This window comes from Nocardioides deserti (assembly GCF_014266025.1).
Taxonomy (GTDB): domain Bacteria; phylum Actinomycetota; class Actinomycetes; order Propionibacteriales; family Nocardioidaceae; genus Nocardioides; species Nocardioides deserti.
Genome location: NZ_JACMYC010000004.1, coordinates 172,233 through 189,036, shown reverse-complemented (window position 1 = coordinate 189,036; position 16,804 = coordinate 172,233). Strand labels below are relative to the sequence as shown.

At 72.5% G+C, this 16,804-nt stretch carries 19 protein-coding genes; 13 read left to right on the top strand and 6 right to left on the bottom strand.

Annotated elements, in window-relative coordinates:
* Nucleotides 1-6 precede the first annotated feature (6 nt).
* A complete protein-coding gene (locus H7344_RS08790; protein ID WP_229706907.1) occupies nt 7-429 on the top strand; it encodes a DUF6542 domain-containing protein in 423 nt (140 codons plus the stop codon).
* 132 nt (nt 430-561) lie between these two features.
* Here H7344_RS08790 and H7344_RS08785 read toward each other — a convergent pair whose 3' ends face one another.
* Entirely contained in the window at nt 562-1,185 is a 624-nt protein-coding gene (locus H7344_RS08785; RefSeq protein WP_186345644.1) for an L-threonylcarbamoyladenylate synthase, read from the bottom strand.
* Nucleotides 1,186-1,232: 47 nt separating this feature from the next.
* On the bottom strand, nt 1,233-2,237 hold the full coding sequence (locus tag H7344_RS08780) for a 4-hydroxy-3-methylbut-2-enyl diphosphate reductase (protein ID WP_186345643.1): 1,005 nt from the start codon (nt 2,235-2,237) through the stop codon (nt 1,233-1,235).
* Between the two features lie 46 nt (nt 2,238-2,283).
* On the opposite strand from H7344_RS08780, the gene xseA reads away from it, so the two are divergent.
* Together xseA and H7344_RS08770 are read left to right on the top strand one after the other, a co-directional pair.
* Nucleotides 2,284-3,558: an exodeoxyribonuclease VII large subunit gene (gene xseA / locus H7344_RS08775; protein WP_186345642.1), complete on the top strand. Its 1,275-nt coding sequence runs from the start codon at nt 2,284-2,286 to the stop codon at nt 3,556-3,558.
* Entirely contained in the window at nt 3,551-3,772 is a 222-nt protein-coding gene (locus tag H7344_RS08770; protein WP_186345641.1) for an exodeoxyribonuclease VII small subunit, read from the top strand. The genes xseA and H7344_RS08770 overlap by 8 nt, the downstream gene beginning before the upstream one ends.
* Here H7344_RS08770 and H7344_RS08765 read toward each other — a convergent pair.
* Nucleotides 3,769-4,344 carry a DUF4245 family protein gene (locus tag H7344_RS08765; RefSeq protein WP_186345640.1) on the bottom strand — a complete coding sequence of 192 codons (576 nt, stop codon included), beginning with the start codon at nt 4,342-4,344 and terminating at the stop codon, nt 3,769-3,771. The two genes, H7344_RS08770 and H7344_RS08765, sit on opposite strands and share 4 nt — an antisense overlap.
* A gap of 121 nt (nt 4,345-4,465) precedes the next feature.
* Here H7344_RS08765 and H7344_RS08760 point away from each other — a divergent pair, with 121 nt between their 5' ends.
* The 5 genes from H7344_RS08760 (at nt 4,466) to glpX (ending at nt 8,532) form a co-directional block, all read left to right on the top strand.
* Nucleotides 4,466-4,861, top strand: coding sequence for a TOBE domain-containing protein (locus H7344_RS08760; RefSeq protein WP_186345639.1), 396 nt, complete (start codon nt 4,466-4,468; stop codon nt 4,859-4,861).
* Nucleotides 4,858-5,643, top strand: a complete 786-nt coding sequence (gene modA / locus H7344_RS08755) for a molybdate ABC transporter substrate-binding protein (RefSeq protein ID WP_186345638.1) — start codon at nt 4,858-4,860, stop codon at nt 5,641-5,643. The genes H7344_RS08760 and modA overlap by 4 nt, the downstream gene beginning before the upstream one ends.
* Nucleotides 5,640-6,428 carry an ABC transporter permease gene (locus H7344_RS20585; protein ID WP_186345637.1) on the top strand — a complete coding sequence of 263 codons (789 nt, stop codon included), beginning with the start codon at nt 5,640-5,642 and terminating at the stop codon, nt 6,426-6,428. Before modA ends, H7344_RS20585 begins: the two co-directional genes overlap by 4 nt.
* Complete coding sequence (locus H7344_RS20580) at nt 6,425-7,462, top strand: sulfate/molybdate ABC transporter ATP-binding protein (protein WP_186345636.1); 1,038 nt, start codon at nt 6,425-6,427, stop codon at nt 7,460-7,462. Before H7344_RS20585 ends, H7344_RS20580 begins: the two co-directional genes overlap by 4 nt.
* Before the next feature lie 65 nt (nt 7,463-7,527).
* Entirely contained in the window at nt 7,528-8,532 is a 1,005-nt protein-coding gene (gene glpX, locus H7344_RS08740; protein ID WP_186345635.1) for a class II fructose-bisphosphatase, read from the top strand.
* On the opposite strand, the gene H7344_RS08735 is transcribed toward glpX, so the two are convergent.
* The gene (locus H7344_RS08735) at nt 8,497-9,333 is read right to left on the bottom strand and encodes an esterase/lipase family protein (RefSeq protein ID WP_186345634.1); all 837 of its coding nucleotides are present in this window, start codon (nt 9,331-9,333) and stop codon (nt 8,497-8,499) included. The genes glpX and H7344_RS08735 overlap by 36 nt on opposite strands.
* A gap of 84 nt (nt 9,334-9,417) precedes the next feature.
* On the opposite strand from H7344_RS08735, the gene H7344_RS08730 reads away from it, so the two are divergent.
* Nucleotides 9,418-10,353, top strand: a complete 936-nt coding sequence (locus H7344_RS08730) for an alpha/beta fold hydrolase (protein ID WP_186345633.1) — start codon at nt 9,418-9,420, stop codon at nt 10,351-10,353.
* 49 nt (nt 10,354-10,402) lie between these two features.
* On the opposite strand, the gene H7344_RS08725 is transcribed toward H7344_RS08730, so the two are convergent.
* Entirely contained in the window at nt 10,403-11,485 is a 1,083-nt protein-coding gene (locus tag H7344_RS08725; protein ID WP_186345632.1) for an ABC transporter ATP-binding protein, read from the bottom strand.
* A 194-nt stretch (nt 11,486-11,679) separates the two neighbouring features.
* Between H7344_RS08725 and H7344_RS08720 the strand changes: the two genes are divergently transcribed.
* From H7344_RS08720 to H7344_RS08705, 4 genes are read left to right on the top strand one after another with little or no spacing between them, the layout of a single operon-like run.
* Entirely contained in the window at nt 11,680-13,008 is a 1,329-nt protein-coding gene (locus H7344_RS08720) for an extracellular solute-binding protein (RefSeq protein ID WP_186345631.1), read from the top strand.
* Nucleotides 13,005-13,958, top strand: coding sequence for a carbohydrate ABC transporter permease (locus tag H7344_RS08715; RefSeq protein WP_229706908.1), 954 nt, complete (start codon nt 13,005-13,007; stop codon nt 13,956-13,958). The genes H7344_RS08720 and H7344_RS08715 overlap by 4 nt, the downstream gene beginning before the upstream one ends.
* A gap of 4 nt (nt 13,959-13,962) precedes the next feature.
* Nucleotides 13,963-14,796, top strand: coding sequence for a carbohydrate ABC transporter permease (locus H7344_RS08710; protein ID WP_186345630.1), 834 nt, complete (start codon nt 13,963-13,965; stop codon nt 14,794-14,796).
* Between the two features lie 5 nt (nt 14,797-14,801).
* On the top strand, nt 14,802-16,049 hold the full coding sequence (locus tag H7344_RS08705) for an ABC transporter ATP-binding protein (protein WP_186345629.1): 1,248 nt from the start codon (nt 14,802-14,804) through the stop codon (nt 16,047-16,049).
* Nucleotides 16,050-16,090: 41 nt separating this feature from the next.
* On the opposite strand, the gene H7344_RS08700 is transcribed toward H7344_RS08705, so the two are convergent.
* Nucleotides 16,091-16,783: a DUF1707 SHOCT-like domain-containing protein gene (locus H7344_RS08700; protein WP_186345628.1), complete on the bottom strand. Its 693-nt coding sequence runs from the start codon at nt 16,781-16,783 to the stop codon at nt 16,091-16,093.
* Nucleotides 16,784-16,804 lie beyond the last annotated feature (21 nt).

The following is a 16,804-nucleotide window of genomic DNA, read 5'->3' as shown; positions in this document are numbered from 1 at the left end:
GAGGTCGTGGAGCAAGCCAGGACGCTGTGGGAGGAGGGCCGCGAGCCCGCCTTCCAGGTGGTGGCGCTCGGCCTCGCCGTCACGCTCACCGCGGTCGTCCTCGACGTGTGGCTCTTCGGCGACGTCGGGTGGCTCTTCGACCTGGCCTTCGTCGCGCTCTGCGTCGCGCTCTCCCTGCGGGTGCGCCCGTCGGACTTCTTCGCCGTCGGGGTGCTGCCCCCACTGCTGATGCTCGTCGTCTTCGCTATGCTCGGCAGCACCCGCCCCGCCTCGATAGCGGAGCCGCACGACGGCGCCGTCCAGGCACTCGTCTCCGGGCTCTCCACCCACAGCGCCGCGCTGGTGACCGGCTACCTGCTGTGCCTGGCCTGCCTGTTCGTGCGCCAGCGGGTGCTCACCGGCCGGCCCACCGACCTGCTCGGCTCCTGACGCCCACGCCCGCCGCGCGGCGAACCAGTAGCTGCCGTCCGGCGGTGTAGTAACGGACGTCTCTGCCCTCCGTGGTGGCCGTGACGGACGTTTCCGACCGTTACTACCCCGGCAGCGGGCCGGGGCCGTGGCTCAGGCCTCGAACCGGTCGGGGTCGCCGGCGCCGCGGCGCAGGACCTCGGGCGCACCCTCGGACCAGTCGATGACCGTGGTCGGCTCGGCCGGGGTCTCGCCGCACTCGACGACGACGTCGACGTCGTGGTCGAGCTCCTCCTTGATCTCCCACCCCATGGTCCGCGCCTCGGTCTCGCCGGGGAGGATCAGCGTGCTCGAGAGCAGCGGCTCGCCGAGCTCGGCCAGCAGCGCCTGGACGAAGACGTGGTCGGGGATGCGGACGCCGACGGTCTTCTTCTTCGCGTGGAGCAGCCGCCGCGGCACCTCCGGCGTGCCGGGCAGGATGAACGTGTAGGGCCCGGGGGTCGCCGAGCGGATCGCGCGGAACGCCGCGTTGTCGACGTGGACCAGCTGCCCGAGCTGAGAGAAGTCGCGGCACACCAGCGTGAAGTGGTGCCGCTCGTCGAGCCCGCGGATGCGCAGGATCCGGTCGCGCCCCTCCCGGTTGCCGACCCGGCAGCCCAGCGCGTAGCCGGAGTCGGTCGGGTAGGCGATCAGCGCGTCGTCGTGCAGCGCCGCGACCACCTGCTGGAGCAGGCGCGGCTGCGGGTTGTCGGGATGGATGTCGACGAAGCGGGCCACCCGACGAGCCTAGACCTGACGCGACCTGCTCCGGCTCCGGCCAACGGTCAGCGAGCCTGGGCCGCGGCCTTGAGGTCGCGCCGCAGCTCCTTGGGCAGCGCGAAGATCAGGCTCTCCTCGGCGGTGTGCACGGCCTTGGCGTCCGGGTAGCCGCGCTCGGCGAGGTAGGCCAGCACGCCGTCGACCAGCGACTCCGGCACGCTCGCGCCGGAGGTCACGCTGACGGTGCGGACGCCGTCGAGCCAGGCCTCGTCGATCTCGGAGGCGTCGTCGACGCGGTAGGAAGCCTTGGCGCCAGCCTCGAGGGCGACCTCGACCAGGCGCACGGAGTTCGAGGAGTTGCCGGAGCCGACGACGATGACGAGGTCGGCGCCCAGGGCGATCTCCTTGACCGCGAGCTGGCGGTTCTGCGTGGCGTAGCAGATGTCGTCGCTCGGCGGGTCGAGCAGCAGCGGGAACCGCTCGCGGATCGCGGCGACCGTCTCGAGGGTCTCGTCGACGCTCAGCGTGGTCTGCGAGAGCCACGCGACGCGGGCCGGGTCGCGGACGACGATGTCGGCCACGTCAGCGGGGCTCTGCACCAGCTGGATGTGCTCGGGCGCCTCGCCGGCGGTGCCCTCGACCTCCTCGTGGCCCTCGTGGCCGATGAGCAGGATGTCGTAGTCCTCGGCGGCGAACCGCTTCGCCTCGTGGTGCACCTTGGTCACCAGCGGGCAGGTGGCGTCGATGGTCTTCAGCTCGCGCTCGGCGGCCTGGCGGTGCACCTCGGGGCTCACGCCGTGGGCGGAGAAGACGACGGTCCTCCCGGTCGGCACCTCGTCGAGCTCCTCGACGAAGATCGCGCCGCGTCGCTCGAGGTCGGCCACGACGTGCTTGTTGTGGACGATCTGCTTGCGGACGTAGACCGGGGCGCCGTACAGGTCCAGCGCCTGCTCCACGGTGACCACCGCGCGGTCGACACCGGCGCAGTAGCCCCGGGGCGCCGCGAGGAGGACCGCCTTCTCGGCGTCCTCCGGCGACAGGATCGGGGGCATGCCGATGTCGGTGCTCATGCTTCCCAGGATAGAGGCGTCGGTGGCATCCCCTAATCTCGCGGCCATGCCCCTGGAGACCTCGCCCGCCGCACCGGCACCGGTGCGGCAGATCGCCAACGCGATCGCCGGCTGGGTCGACCGGCTGGGCGCGGTGTGGGTCGAGGGCCAGGTCACCCAGGTGACGCGCCGCACCGGCATGGCGACGGTCTTCATGACGCTGCGCGACGCGGTCGCGGACATCTCGGTGACCGTCACCTGCGCGCGCTCGCTCTACGACTCCCTCGACGCGCCGCTGGTGGAGGGCGCGAGCATCGTCGTGCACGCCAAGCCGTCGTACTACCCGACCCGCGGCACCATCTCCCTCCAGGCCCGCGAGATCCGGATGGTCGGCCTCGGCGAGCTGCTCGCCCGGCTCGAGCGGCGACGGCAGCTGCTCGCCGCGGAGGGACTCTTCGAGCGGCACCTCAAGCGACCGCTGCCCTTCCTGCCCACCCGGGTCGGGCTGGTCACCGCGCCGAACAGCGCCGCCGAGCGCGACGTCCTGGAGAACGCACGCCGCCGCTGGCCCGCCGTCCGGTTCGAGGTGGCGTACGCCGCCATGCAGGGCACCCGCTCGTGCGCGGAGGTCATGGAGGCGCTCGCCCGGCTCGACCGCCATCCCGAGGTCGACGTGATCGTCGTGGCCCGGGGCGGCGGCTCGGTCGAGGACCTCCTGCCGTTCTCCGACGAGGCGCTCGTGCGCGCGGTGGCTGCCACCCGCACCCCCGTCGTCTCGGCGATCGGTCACGAGCCGGACCAGCCGCTGCTGGACCTGGTCGCCGACGTCCGCGCCTCGACGCCGACCGACGCCGCGAAGCTGGTCGTCCCCGACGTCACCGACGAGCTGCGCGGGGTCGCCTCGGCGCGCGAGCGGCTGCGGGCGTCGGTCGCCGCCCGGATCACCCGCGAGCAGGCCGGGCTCGACGCGCTGCGGTCCCGGCCGGCGCTCGCGGACCCGCGCTCGCTCGTCGACGCCCGCGTCGAGGAGGTCGCCTCGCTCCGCGACCGCGCGCGGCGCACGCTCGGCCACCGGCTGGACCGCGCGGCCGACGACATCGGCCACCAGCGGGCACGCGCCCGGGCGCTCTCGCCGCTGGCGACGCTGCAGCGCGGGTACGCCGTGCTCCAGGACCCCGACGGGCACGTGCTGACGTCGGTCGCCGGCGTCGCGGCCGGCTCGACGGTCAGCGTCCGGGTCGCCGACGGCCGGGTGCACGCCACCACCACCGGGGTCGAGGCCGACCCCGTCGACACGGGAACCCACACCCCAGCAGAGAACGACGGAGGAAACGATGGTTGACCCCGCTCCCGCCCCGGAGCTGTCCTACGAGGCCGCGCGCGAGGAGCTGGTCGAGGTCGTGCGACGGCTGGAGGCCGGCGGCACCACGCTCGAGGAGTCGCTCGCGCTCTGGGAGCGCGGCGAGCACCTCGCGACCGCCTGCCAGCGCTGGCTCGACGGCGCTCGGGAGCGGCTGGACGCCGCGCTCGAGGGCGACGAGGAGCAGGACGGCTAGCGACCGGCCGCGGTCGCCCCGACCGGCTCGGTGCTGAGCAGGCCGAGGAACAGCTCCAGGTCTTCCTGGGGAGCCGAGCCGTAGACGAGCAGGTTCTCCTCGCCCAGCTCGGCGGCGTACGCCGTGTCCCCGCCCTCGTCGCTGAAGACCTCCCAGGTCGAGCTGACCGCGCTGTCGACCTCGGCGGTGCCCTGCTCGTCGGTGTCGGCGTCGACGTGCCCCTCGAGCAGGTCCTCGACGCTCTCGTCCTCCTGGCGGAGGCCGATGAACCGGCCCTCGTCGGTGAGGACCGCGAGGAAGAACCGCGGCGCCTGGTTCGCCTGGGACGCCTCCACGTTCGTGGCGATCCAGCCGGCGGGGAGCGCCGGCGGGTAGGCCGGCTCGCGGTCCGCGGACTGCACGGCGGCGACCAGCTCGAGGTAGTCGACCGGCTCGGGCTGCACCTCGAGGTCGTTGCGGAAGATGGACCGGAACACCACGACGCCGATGACGACCACCACCGCGACGATCATCGACCCGATCAGGCCGTTGGTCGTGCGCTGGTAGCGGCCCGGGGTGCCCGTCTCACTCACGCGGGCCATCCTCTCAGCCGCCCCCGCGTACGCCGCACCCCGCGGCCGCGAGGACCGCCACGCGCCGCAGGTGCGGACAGTCGGTGGCGGATCTGTCCGCAGGTGCGGCATGATCGACGTCATGACGACGTACCGGGTGGCCGAGGCCGCGGCGCTGCTCGGCGTCAGCGACGACACGCTGCGCCGGTGGGTCGAGGCCGGCCGGCTCAGCGCCCGCAGCGAGAGCGGTCGCACGGTGGTGCCTGGCACCGAGCTGGCTGCGCTGGCGGAGTCGCTGGCCGAGCACCCGGACCGCGAGCAGACCCGCGCGGCCTCGGTCAGTGCGCGCAACCGCCTCTCGGGGATCGTCACCCGGGTGGTGCGCGACCGCGTGATGGCCCAGGTCGAGATGGTCTGCGGTCCCTACCGGCTGGTGTCGCTGATGAGCACCGAGGCCGCCGACGAGCTGGGCCTCGAGCCGGGCGCCCGGGCGATCGCGTCGGTGAAGTCGACCAACGTCGTCGTGGAGCGTCCGTGACGCGGGCGCTCCTGGCGCTGGCCCTGCTCCTGCCGGTCGGCCTGGTCGCCGGGTGCGGCGGCGAGGAGGACGGCACCACGCTGCGGGTCCTCGCGGCCGCGTCGCTGGCCGGCTCGTTCGAGGAGCTCGCCGAGGAGCTCGAGCGCACCCACGACGGCGTCGAGGTCCAGGTCTCCTCCGGCGGCTCGACCGACCTCGTGGCGCAGGTGCGGGAGGGCGCTCCGGCGGACGTGCTGGCGACCGCCGACACGGCCACGATGGACGTCGCCGTGGCCGACGGGCTCATCGACGGCGCACCTCGCACGATCGCCACCAACGTCCTCCAGCTGGCCGTGCCGCCGGGCAACCCGGCGGGCGTCACCGGGCTGGCCGACCTGGGCGACCCGGCCGACCCGCCGGACCTGGACAGGGACGTCGCCCTGGTCGTCTGCGCGCCCGAGGTGCCGTGCGGTGCCGCGGCACAGCGGCTGGCGCGCGCCGCCGGCGTCGTCCTGTCGCCGGTCAGCGAGGAACGCTCGGTCACCGACGTGCTGGGCAAGGTCATCTCGGGCGAGGCCGACGCCGGGCTCGTCTACGCGACCGACGTCCGCGCCGTCGGCGACGCGGTCCAGGGCATCGTGCTCCCCGAGGCGGCCGAGGCCGTCAACCGCTACCCGGTCGCGGCACTGGCCGACAGCGCAGAGCCGGACCTGGCGCGGGAGTTCCTCGACCTCGTCCTCGGCGACCTCGGCCGCCAGGTCCTGCGCGACGCCGGCTTCGGTCCTCCCGGACCGCCCTCGTGACCCCGGGCGTCCCCCGCTGGCTGCTGCTGCCGGCCGCCCTCGGCGCCGCCTTCGTCCTGCTGCCGCTGGTGGCGATCGTCGCCCGGGTGCCGTGGGGCGACTTCGACGAGCTGGTCACCTCCGAGGCCTCCCGCGAGGCGCTGCTGCTGAGCCTGCGCACCTCCGCGACCAGCACCGTGCTGTGCGTGCTGCTCGGCGTGCCGATGGCCGCCGTGCTGGCGCGCACGTCCTTCCCCGGCCAGGGCGTGGTCCGCTCCCTGGTGCTGCTGCCGCTCGTGCTGCCGCCGGTCGTCGGCGGCCTCGCACTGCTCTACACCTTCGGCCGCCGCGGCCTGCTCGGCGAGACGCTGGACGTGCTCGGCGTCCAGGTGGCCTTCTCGACGGCCGCGGTCGTGCTGGCGCAGACCTTCGTCGCGCTGCCGTTCCTCGTCCTCAGCCTCGAGGGCGCGCTGCGCACGGCCGGCGAGCGCTACGAGCTGGTCGCCGCGACCCTCGGCGCCCGGCCCACCACCGTGTTCCGCCGCGTCACGCTGCCGCTCGTGCTGCCCGGCCTGCTCTCGGGAGCGGTGCTCGCGTTCGCCCGCGCGCTCGGTGAGTTCGGCGCGACGGTCACCTTCGCCGGCAGCCTCGAGGGCGTCACCCGCACCATGCCGACCCAGATCTACCTGCTGCGCGAGACCGACGCCGACGGCGCCGTCGCCCTGTCGCTGGTCCTCGTCGTCGTGGCCGTCCTCGTCATCGGGCTCGCCACCCGGGGCCGCACCGCCGCCCGGGGGCTGTCGTGACCCTGCTGCTCGAGGCCACCGTGGCCGACCGCGGCGTCGACGTCGCGCTCGAGGTCGCCGCCGGCGAGACCGTCGCACTGCTCGGCCCCAACGGCGCCGGCAAGTCGACCGTCCTGGCCGTCGCAGCCGGGCTGCTGCGCCCCGACACCGGCACGGTCCGCCTCGACGACCACGAGCTGACCGGCGGCCGCGTGGTGCCGCCGCACGCACGGCGTACCGCCCTCCTCGCGCAGGACCCCCTCCTCTTCCCCCACCTCACCGCCCTCGACAACGTGGCGTTCGGCCCCCGCTCCGCAGGCGTACGCCGCCGGGCGGCCCGCGACAGCGCCCGCCGCTGGCTGGCCGAGGTGGGCGCGGCCGACCTGGCCGGGCGGCGCCCCGGCGAGCTGAGCGGCGGGCAAGCCCAACGGGTGGCGGTCGCCCGGGCGCTGGCCGCGGAGCCGCGGCTGCTGCTCCTCGACGAGCCGATGGCGGCCCTCGACGTCGCGGTCACCCCGGCCCTGCGGCAGACGCTGCGGCGGGTGCTCGAGGGCCGCACCACTGTCGTGGTGACCCACGACGTCCTCGACGCCCTGCTGCTGGCGGACCGGGTGGTGGTGCTCGACCGGGGCCGGGTCGTCGAGCAGGGGCCGGCCGCCGACGTGCTCGCCCGCCCGCGCAGCCCCTTCGCGGCGCGGATCGCGGGGCTCAACCTGGTCGCCGGCCGGTGGTCCGACGGTGCCGTCCGGTCCGACGACGGGCGCGTGGTCGCCGGCACCCCGTCGGGCCCGGTGCTGCGCGAGGGCGACCCCGCCGTGGCGGTGTTCCGGCCGCGGGCGGTCTCGGTCTTCCGCGACCCCCCCGGCGGCAGCCCGCGGACCGCGCTGGCCGTCGTCGTCACCGACCTCGAGCCGCACGGCGACCAGGTCCGCGTGCGCGCGGGCGACCTCGCCGCCGACGTCACCGCCCACGCCGCCGCCGAGCTCGACCTCGCCCCCGGCACCCCCGTCACGTTCTCCGTCAAGGCCACCGAGGTCGACGTCTACGCCCGCTGATCCCGCCGGGACGGCGGGTGAACGGGTGTGTCGGCGGAGTGGAGCAGACCACTAGGGTTCGGGTCATGAGCCTGGACGTCGCACCGGAGTCGCCCGACCGCAACCTCGCCCTCGAGCTCGTCCGTGTGACGGAGGCGGCCGCGATGGCGGCGGGCCGGTGGGTCGGCCGGGGCGACAAGAACGGCGCCGACGGCGTCGCGGTGAACGCGATGCGCGTGATGATCTCGACGATCGGCATGCAGGGCACCGTGGTGATCGGCGAGGGCGAGAAGGACAACGCCCCGATGCTCTACAACGGCGAGGAGGTCGGTGACGGCACCGGCCCCGAGTGCGACGTCGCGGTCGACCCCATCGACGGCACCACGCTGACCGCCAAGGGCATGACCAACGCGGTCTCGGTGCTGGCTGTGGCCCCGCGCGGCACGATGTACGACCCCTCGGCCGTCTTCTACATGGACAAGCTGGTCGCCGGCCCCGAGGCCGCCGACGTGGTCGACATCCGCCAGTCCGTCGCCGAGAACATCCACGCCGTCGCCAAGGCCAAGGGCAGCAGCGCGAGCGACGTGACCGTCGTCGTCCTCGACCGCCCGCGCCACGCGGAGCTGGTCGAGGAGATCCGGGCGACCGGAGCGCGGATCAAGTTCATCAGCGACGGCGACGTCGCCGGCGCGATCATGGCCGCCCGGCCCGACACCGGCATCGACCTGCTGCTCGGCGTCGGCGGCACGCCGGAGGGCATCATCACCGCCTGCGCGATGAAGTGCCTGGGCGGCACGATCCAGGGCCGGCTCTGGCCCACCGACGACGCCGAGCGCCAGCGCGCCGTCGACGCCGGTCTGGACCTCGACGCGGTGCTGACCACCGACGAGCTGGTCACCGGCGACGACTGCTTCTTCGTCGCCACCGGCATCACCGACGGCGAGCTGCTGCGCGGCGTCCGCTACCGCTCCGGCGGCGCCACGACGCACTCCCTGGTGATGCGCTCGCGCAGCGGCACGATCCGCTCGATCACGAGCGAGCACCGCCTGGAGAAGCTACGCGCTTACTCCGCGATCGACTTCGACCGCTGAGTCGAGGGTCCGCCGCCGCAGCGCGGAGGTGACGTGGTCGATGACCCGCGGGTCGACGGCCATGCCGACGTGCGAGGCGGTCACCTCGACCGGCTTGGCCGCCGGGTCGATGCACGCGCGCCAGTCGACGATGCCGTCGCGCTTGGAGTAGATCGCGGTGAAGCCGATGTGCGGGGCGAGCGGCAGCCGGCTCTCCTCGAAGGACTGCCGCGCGCAGTCGCCGGCCACGCAGTCCTCCGACATGAGCCCGGGCAGGCCCGCCCGGCTGAGCCGGATGAGCACGTCGACGCTGCGGGTCAGGACGCCGTGGTGCGCGCCGGGCGCCATCATCGGGCTGCCCATCGTGATGATCCCGGAGACCAGGTCGGGCCGGCGCACCGCCACCCCGCGCGCCAGCATCCCGCCGAGGCTGTGCCCGACGACCTGCACGGGGGCGCCGCGACGGGCGGCGATCGACTCCAGGCGCGCCTCGAGCTGGGCGGCCGCACCGAGCGTGCACCCGATGTTGGCCCGGATCGTCGACCGGTAGGTGCGGAAGCCCTGCGCCCGCAGCGCCCGGCCCATGAACGACAGGGACGTGTCGCCGGCCAGGAAGCCCGGGACCAGCAGCACGGGGTCGGCCAGACGGGCGGGGACGCGGCCGACGTACGGCGTCGCGCGGCGTGCGCGGCGCTCGGCGCGGGTCCGCATCGCGTAGCGGCCGGCCTCGCCCACGATGCTGCCCTCGCGCACCAGGGCCACCAGCGGCGGGGGCGCGAATCCTTCGGGGAGCAGGAACGCTCCCATGGTCGACTGGCTCACACCTCGACGTTACCCGCAAGTGACCTGGCTCACCCTGGTTTCCGGACGAGCGGTGTCCACGAGCCGTCTGCTTGACTGACAGCCATGTCTGCCAGATCGTCCGAGACCTCGGCGGTGGCCGCCTCCCCCGAGCTGTTCGCGCCCGTGCGGCCCGACGTCGAGCTGTGCTACCAGACCTTCGGCGACCCCGACGACGAGCCGCTGCTGCTCGTCATGGGCCTCGGCGGGCCGATGACCTGGTGGGACGAGGACCTGTGCCGCATGCTGGCCGCCCGCGGCTTCTTCGTCATCCGGTACGACAACCGCGACACCGGCCGGTCCTCCCGGCTGGAGGGTCGGGTCACCCGGGTCACGCTGGCGCGGGCGTTCACCGGCCGCCGCGTGCGTCCGCCGTACACCATGGCCGACCTCGCCTCCGACGCCTTCGGGCTCCTCGACCACCTCGGCCTCGACGCCGCCCACGTGGCCGGCGTGTCGATGGGCGGGATGATCGTGCAGACGATGGCGATCACCGAGCCCCGCCGGGTGCTGTCGATGACCAGCATCATGTCGACCACCGGCCGGCGCACCGTCGGCTGGCAGCACCCCAACCTGTTGCCGGCGCTGATCGGCAACAAGCGCGGCTCCCGCGAGGCCTACGTCAAGGCCAGCCGCCAGATGTGGCGGCTGATCGGCTCCCCGGGCTACCCCGAGCCCGAGGAGGAGACCCGCCGCCGGGCCGAGGAGACGTGGGACCGCGGCATCAGCGCCGAGGGCACGATGCGGCAGATGCTCGCGATCCTCACCCAGCCCGACCGCAGCGCCCGTCTGCGCGGCGTGCGCGTGCCCACCACTGTCGTCCACGGGCTCGCCGACAAGATGGTGCACGTCTCCGGCGGCCGGGCCACCGCACGCGCCGTGCCCGGCGCCGAGCTGCTGCTCATCGACGGCATGGGCCACGACACCCCGCCCGCCCTCTTCGAGACGTTCACCGCCGCCATCCGGCGTACGGCGGACAGGGCTGGCGCTCCGCGCTCCTGACGTGACAGGGGCGGTGTCCGGAGTGGTCACCGCCCCTGCCTCGGCTCGCTCAGTCAGACAACCGCTCCCCGGTCTCGGTGTCGAACACGTGGACGTCGGTGGGGTCGGTGGTGACATGGATCGTCTCGCCCTTGCGCACCTTGTCGCGGCCGGAGACGCGCACGATGATGTCGTGCGGGGTGCCCTGGACGCCGCTGGTGCCGTAGACGAACGCGTCGGAGCCGAGCTCCTCGACGACGGTGACCCGCACGGGCAGGCCGCCCTCCGCGGCCGACACCACGCGCCACGCCTCGGGACGGACACCGACGGTGATCCGGCCCTGCATGACCTTGGCGGCGGTCGGGTCGACCGGGACGAGGTACTCCCCGATCTTGGCCTGGCCGTCGACGGCGGTCGCCTCGATGAGGTTCATCTGCGGGGAGCCGATGAAGCCGGCGACGAAGAGGTTGACCGGCTTGTCGTAGAGCCGCAGCGGGCTGTCGACCTGCTGGAGGATGCCCTCCTTCATCACCGCGACCCGGTCGCCCATCGTCATCGCCTCGACCTGGTCGTGGGTGACGTAGACGGTGGTGACGCCGAGGTCGGACTGGAGCTTGGCGATGTCGGTGCGGGTCTGGACGCGCATCTTGGCGTCGAGGTTCGACAGCGGCTCGTCCATGCAGAAGACCTGCGGGCTGCGGACGATCGCGCGGCCCATCGCGACGCGCTGGCGCTGGCCGCCGGAGAGCGCCTTGGGCTTGCGGTCGAGGTACTCGGTCAGCCCGAGGATCCGGGCGGCCTCCTCGACGCGCTTGCGTCGCTCGTCGGTCGGCACCTTCGCCATCTTGAGCGCGAAGCCCATGTTGTCGGCCACGCTCATGTGCGGGTAGAGCGCGTAGTTCTGGAACACCATCGCGATGTCCCGGTCCTTGGGCGGGGTGTTGGTGATCTCCCGGTCCCCGATGAAGATCTTGCCGGCGTTGACCTCCTCCAGCCCTGCGAGCATGCGCAGGGTGGTGGACTTGCCGCAGCCGGACGGGCCGACGAGCACCATGAACTCGCCGTCCTCGATCTGGAGGTCGATGCCCGGGACGGCGGGCTTGTCCGCGCCGGGGTACCAGCGCTGGGCACCCTCGAACGTCACTGTTGCCATGAAATTGTCCTCGTTCCTTCACCGGCAGGTACGTGCCGGACGATCCGTCGTGAAGTGACGGCGTTCACAGTAGTGCCACCGGGCGCCGGGCCGGCGGCGGAACCCGCTGGTGAACGGCAGCCCGGGACAGGTGTTGAACCGCCTCGGAGTGGGCACGTGACCGCTACCACACCACCGTTCCGGAGCGGGGCACGATGGATCGACGACGACCGACCAGACCATCTCGACGACGAGCGCTCGCCGGGATCGGCGCCCTCGTCTGCGCCTCGGCGCTGCTGACCGCGTGTTCCGGTGACGACGGCGGCAAGCCGACGTTGAACTGGTACATCAACCCCGACGGCCAGGAGACGCTCACCGCGCTGGCCGAGGAGTGCAGCACCGACGAGTACGACATCGCGATCCAGCTGCTGCCCACCAGCGCGACCGACCAACGCACCCAGCTGGCCCGCCGGCTCGCCGCCGAGGACAGCTCCACGGACCTGATGAGCCTCGACCCGGTCTTCGTGCCGGAGTTCGCGAACGCCGGGTGGCTGGCGCCGTTCGAGGGCGACCTCGCCGACGAGGTCCTCGACGACGACGTGCTCCAGGGAGCGGCCGAGACCGTCGAGTGGGAGGACGAGATCTTCGCCGCTCCCCAGTGGGCCAACACCCAGGTGCTGTGGTTCCGCAAGTCGCTGGCCGAGGCCGCCGGGCTCGACATGAGCGGCCCGGTCACCTGGGACCAGGTGATCGACGCGGCGGCGTCCGAGGGCGGCACCGTCGGCGTGCAGGCCAACCGCTACGAGGCGTACGTCGTGTGGATCAACGCGATGATCCAGGGCGCGGGCGGCTCGATCGTCGAGGACACCGAAGCCGGCCGGGACGCGAAGGTGACCATCGACTCCGAGGCCGGCAAGGAGGCCGCCGCGGTGATCGAGAAGCTGGCCGACTCCGGCGCCACGCAGCCGGACTTCACCACCTCCAACGAGGGCACGAGCCTGGGCCGGATGTTCCCCGCCGAGGGCCCCGGTCAGTTCATGACGAACTGGACGTTCGTCTACAAGAACTACGAGGGGACCGTCGGCGGCACCGGTGGACCGGCCGACGAGGAGGAGTTCGAGGACCTCGGCTGGGCGCGCTACCCCCGCACGGTCGAGGGCGAGGAGTCCAAGCCCCCGATCGGCGGCATCGACATCGGCGTCGGCGCGTTCTCGGAGAACCTCGAGCACGCCCAGGAGGCCGCCGTGTGCGTGAGCTCCCCGGAGGCGCAGACGCAGCTCGCCGTCAACGACGGCCTGATGCCGTCCCGCGGCTCGGTCTACGACTCCCCCGAGCTGCAGGAGGCCTACCCGGCGGACCTGCTCGACCTCTTCCGGGAGAGCATCGACTCCGGCGGTCCCCGACCCAAGAGCGCCTACTACAGCCAGATCTCGAGCGCGGTGCAGTCGCGCTGGCACTCGCCCAACTCGGTCGACCCGGACTCCACGCCGCAGGAGTCGGCGGAGTTCCTGCGGGCCGTCCTCGACGGAGAGGCACTGCTGTGACGTCAGCGACCGTGCAGACCGCGACGGCGGAGAAGGAGAAGACCGGGCGGGGCGCCCCCGCCGACTCCGACCGGGTCAAGGCCGAGAACAGCCTGGGCCGCAAGCTCGTGCTCCCGGCCATCGTGCTGATGCTGCTGGTGACGGCGTTCCCCATGCTCCGCGCGCTGTACCTGTCGCTGTTCGACTACAGCCTCACCGCACCCGAGGACCGGGAGTTCGTGGGCCTGCAGAACTACCTGACGGCCCTCAGCGACGGGCTGTTCTGGCGCGACACCCTCAACACCGTGGGGATCATGGTCATCACGGTGGCCGTCGAGCTGGTGATCGGCTTCGCGTTCGCGATGGTGATGCACCGCGTGATCTTCGCCCGCGGCGTCATCCGGACCTCGATCCTCATCCCCTACGGCATCATCACCGTCGTCTCGGGCTTCGCCTGGCAGTTCGCGTTCTCCAACACCAACGGCTTCGTGAACTCCTGGCTGCCCTTCATCGAGGACAACTTCAACTGGTTCGGGGAGTACGGCTCCTCGATGATCGCGATCATGGTCTCCGAGATCTGGAAGACCACGCCGTTCATGTCCCTGCTGCTGCTGGCAGGCCTGGCGCAGGTCTCCGAGGACATGATCGAGGCCGCAAAGGTCGACGGGGCCACGTGGTTCCAGCGGCTGTTCAAGGTGATCCTGCCGAACATGCGGGCCGCGATCATGGTGGCGGTCCTCTTCCGCGCCCTCGACGCCTACCGGATCTTCGACAACATCTTCGTGATGACCGCCGGCGCGAACGGCACCGAGTCGATCTCGTTCCTGACCTACCGGCAGGTGATCGAGCAGTTCCAGCTGGGCATCGGCTCGGCACTCTCGGTGCTGCTGTTCCTCTCGGTGCTGGTGGTCGCGTACCTCATCGTCAAGATCTTCCGCGTCGACCTGGCCTCGGCCCGGCAGGAGGGGTGAACCGATGAAGCAGAAGATCGGCCTCGGGATCGGGCTCGCCGCGGTCCTCACCTGGTGCCTGCTGCCGGTGGTGTGGATCATCTCGCTGTCCTTCAAGTCCCAGGAGGCCATCACCAACGGCAGCCTCGGGTTCCTGCCCGCCGAGGGCGGCCGGGCCGGCTGGGCGAACTACGCCGACGTCCTCCAGGACGAGCAGTTCCGCCGGGCCATCCTGAACTCGATCGGCATCTCGCTGATCGCGACGACGCTGTCGGTCATCCTCGCCACGCTCGCGGCGTACGCCATCGCGCGCCTGGAGTTCAAGGGCAAGAAGTTCGTGCTCACCACCGCGTTGGTGATCGCGATGTTCCCGGTGGTCTCGCTCGTCGGGCCGCTGTTCGACATGTGGCGCACGATCGGCATCTACGACACCTGGCTGGGCCTGATCATCCCGTACATGTCCTTCACCCTCCCCCTCGCGATCTGGACGCTCTCGGCGTTCTTCCGCGAGATCCCCTGGGAGATGGAGCAGGCCGCGCAGGTGGACGGCGCCACCTCGTGGCAGGCCTTCCGCAAGGTGATCGTGCCGCTGGCCGCACCCGGTGTCTTCACCGCCGCGATCCTGACCTTCTTCTTCGCGTGGAACGACTTCGTCTTCGGCATCTCGCTGACCTCGACCGAGAGCGCCCGGCCGATCCCGGCGGCGCTGTCGTTCTTCGTCGGGCCCGACCCGTTCAGCCGTCCTGCGTCCCTGCTCGCCGCGGGTGCCGTGGTCGCCACGCTCCCCATCGTCGCCATCGTCCTGCTGTTCCAGCGCAAGATCGTCGCCGGCCTCACCTCCGGCGCAGTGAAGGGTTGATCGCCATGGCCGCCATCACCATGAAGAACATCGTCAAGAAGTACGGCGACGGCTTCCCCGCCGTCAACGACGTGTCGATCGACGTGCAGGACGGCGAGTTCATGATCCTCGTCGGTCCCTCGGGCTGCGGGAAGTCGACGCTGCTGCGGATGATCGTCGGCCTCGAGGACATCACCGACGGCGACATGGTCATCGGCGAGCGCCGCGTCAACGACCTCGCCCCGCGCGAGCGCAACCTGGCGATGGTCTTCCAGAACTACGCGCTCTACCCGCACCTGACGGTCTTCGAGAACATCGCGTTCCCGCTCCGGCTGGCCGGCGCCTCCAACGAGGAGGTCGACCAGAAGGTGCGCGAGGCGTCGAAGACCCTCGAGCTCGACGAGCACCTCGAGCGCAAGCCCGGCAACCTCTCCGGTGGCCAGCGCCAGCGGGTCGCGATGGGCCGCGCGATCGTGCGCGACGCGGACGCGTTCCTCTTCGACGAGCCGCTGTCGAACCTCGACGCCAAGCTGCGCGGCCAGATGCGCACCGAGATCTCCCGGCTGCAGAAGCGCCTGGGCATCACCACCGTCTACGTCACCCACGACCAGACCGAGGCGATGACGCTCGGCGACCGCGTCGCGGTGCTCAAGCGCGGCGTGCTCCAGCAGCTGGCCTCCCCCCGCGAGCTCTACACGAACCCCGCGAACCTCTTCGTCGCCGGCTTCATCGGCTCCCCGCCGATGAACTTCCTCCCCGCGACCGTCACCGGCACCTCCGTCGAGCTGCCGTTCGGCACCGTCCGGCTGCCGCAGGAGAAGGCCTCGCTCGTGCCGGAGGGCAAGCTGCTCATCGCCGGCATCCGCCCCGAGCACTTCGAGGACGCCTCGGTCGTCGACGAGTCCAAGCGCGAGCGCGGCTCGACGTTCACCACCAAGGTCGACGTCGTGGAGTGGCTCGGCAACGAGGCCTACGCCTACATCCCGTTCGAGGCCGACGACGCGGTCCGCGAGCAGCTCACCCAGCTCGAGCGCGACCTCGACGGTGACACGATGCGCAGCCAGCTCGTCGTCTCCCTCGACGGCGCCAGCCGGATCGCCGAGGGCGACGAGGCCGAGATCTGGGTCGACGCCCGGCAGATGCACCTCTTCGACCCCGAGTCCGGCGACAACCTCACCATCGACCTGGAGCGCGCCGGGCGCGTCCCGGCCAAGGAGGACCCCGAGGCAGCCGCCGCAGCCGAGCACGTCGCCGAGGACGCCGCCGCCCACTGACCGCACGGAGCCCGGGCGGCGGGGCCGGTCGGGCGCCGGAGTCAGGACAGCTGCGGGTTGTCCGGGCCGCCGCGGAGGCGCCTGCGGGGCTTGCGCGGGCCCTTGCGGGTGACGGTGACGCCGGCCATGAGCGCGACGCCCTTGACGCGGACGACGGGCGAGTCCGCGTCGATCCGCGCCTCGACCGTGTCGCGGCCGTGCTCGAAGGCGCCCATGATGCCGATGCCGTCGACGACGACTTGGGTCCGCTCGTTGACGATGATGTCGATCCCGGCCCAGAACGCGCCACAGCTGATGACGGTCTCCCGGCTGGTGAAGACCGCCTCGCGCAGGTCGATCTCGACCCCGCCCATGACGGCGTACGCCTGGTGGGTCGCGCCGACCTCCCACACGCCACGGCGCTCGCAGCCGCTCATGATCGCGACGGAGAGGTCGTGCCGCTGCGCCGGGACGGGTACGCCGCCGGCGACCGGCGCCGGCGCCGGCGCGGGCACTCCCGCGGTCGGCACGGCCGGGGCGGCCCCTGGCGCGTGGGGCAGGTCGGCGAGGAGCGGGACGAGGTCGGCGTACACCTTCGCGGCGTAGGCGGCCTCCAGCCGCTCGGCCAGCTCGTCGAGGTCGAGGCGACCCTCGCCGGCCGCCTCGCGCAGCACCTCGGCGGTGCGGTGGCGGTCGGCGTCGGAGACGCGCAGCCGCGCGGGGTCCGGCGGTCCGGGAACGGGGCTGCCCTCCATGGGCGTCAGCCTAGGCCGGGC

What these genes read in the sequence shown, in the direction of transcription:
- H7344_RS08770 (WP_186345641.1), top strand. Translation starts at nt 3,551, where the DNA reads ATGGTTGACCCCGCTCCCGCCCCGGAGCTGTCCTACGAGGCCGCGCGC.
- H7344_RS08705 (WP_186345629.1), top strand. Translation starts at nt 14,802, where the DNA reads ATGGCCGCCATCACCATGAAGAACATCGTCAAGAAGTACGGCGACGGC.
- H7344_RS08760 (WP_186345639.1), top strand. Translation starts at nt 4,466, where the DNA reads ATGACGACGTACCGGGTGGCCGAGGCCGCGGCGCTGCTCGGCGTCAGC.
- H7344_RS08720 (WP_186345631.1), top strand. Translation starts at nt 11,680, where the DNA reads ATGGATCGACGACGACCGACCAGACCATCTCGACGACGAGCGCTCGCC.
- H7344_RS08730 (WP_186345633.1), top strand. Translation starts at nt 9,418, where the DNA reads ATGTCTGCCAGATCGTCCGAGACCTCGGCGGTGGCCGCCTCCCCCGAG.
- H7344_RS08780 (WP_186345643.1), bottom strand. Translation starts at nt 2,237, where the DNA reads ATGAGCACCGACATCGGCATGCCCCCGATCCTGTCGCCGGAGGACGCC.
- H7344_RS08700 (WP_186345628.1), bottom strand. Translation starts at nt 16,783, where the DNA reads ATGGAGGGCAGCCCCGTTCCCGGACCGCCGGACCCCGCGCGGCTGCGC.
- xseA (WP_186345642.1), top strand. Translation starts at nt 2,284, where the DNA reads ATGCCCCTGGAGACCTCGCCCGCCGCACCGGCACCGGTGCGGCAGATC.
- H7344_RS08725 (WP_186345632.1), bottom strand. Translation starts at nt 11,485, where the DNA reads ATGGCAACAGTGACGTTCGAGGGTGCCCAGCGCTGGTACCCCGGCGCG.
- H7344_RS08710 (WP_186345630.1), top strand. Translation starts at nt 13,963, where the DNA reads ATGAAGCAGAAGATCGGCCTCGGGATCGGGCTCGCCGCGGTCCTCACC.
- glpX (WP_186345635.1), top strand. Translation starts at nt 7,528, where the DNA reads ATGAGCCTGGACGTCGCACCGGAGTCGCCCGACCGCAACCTCGCCCTC.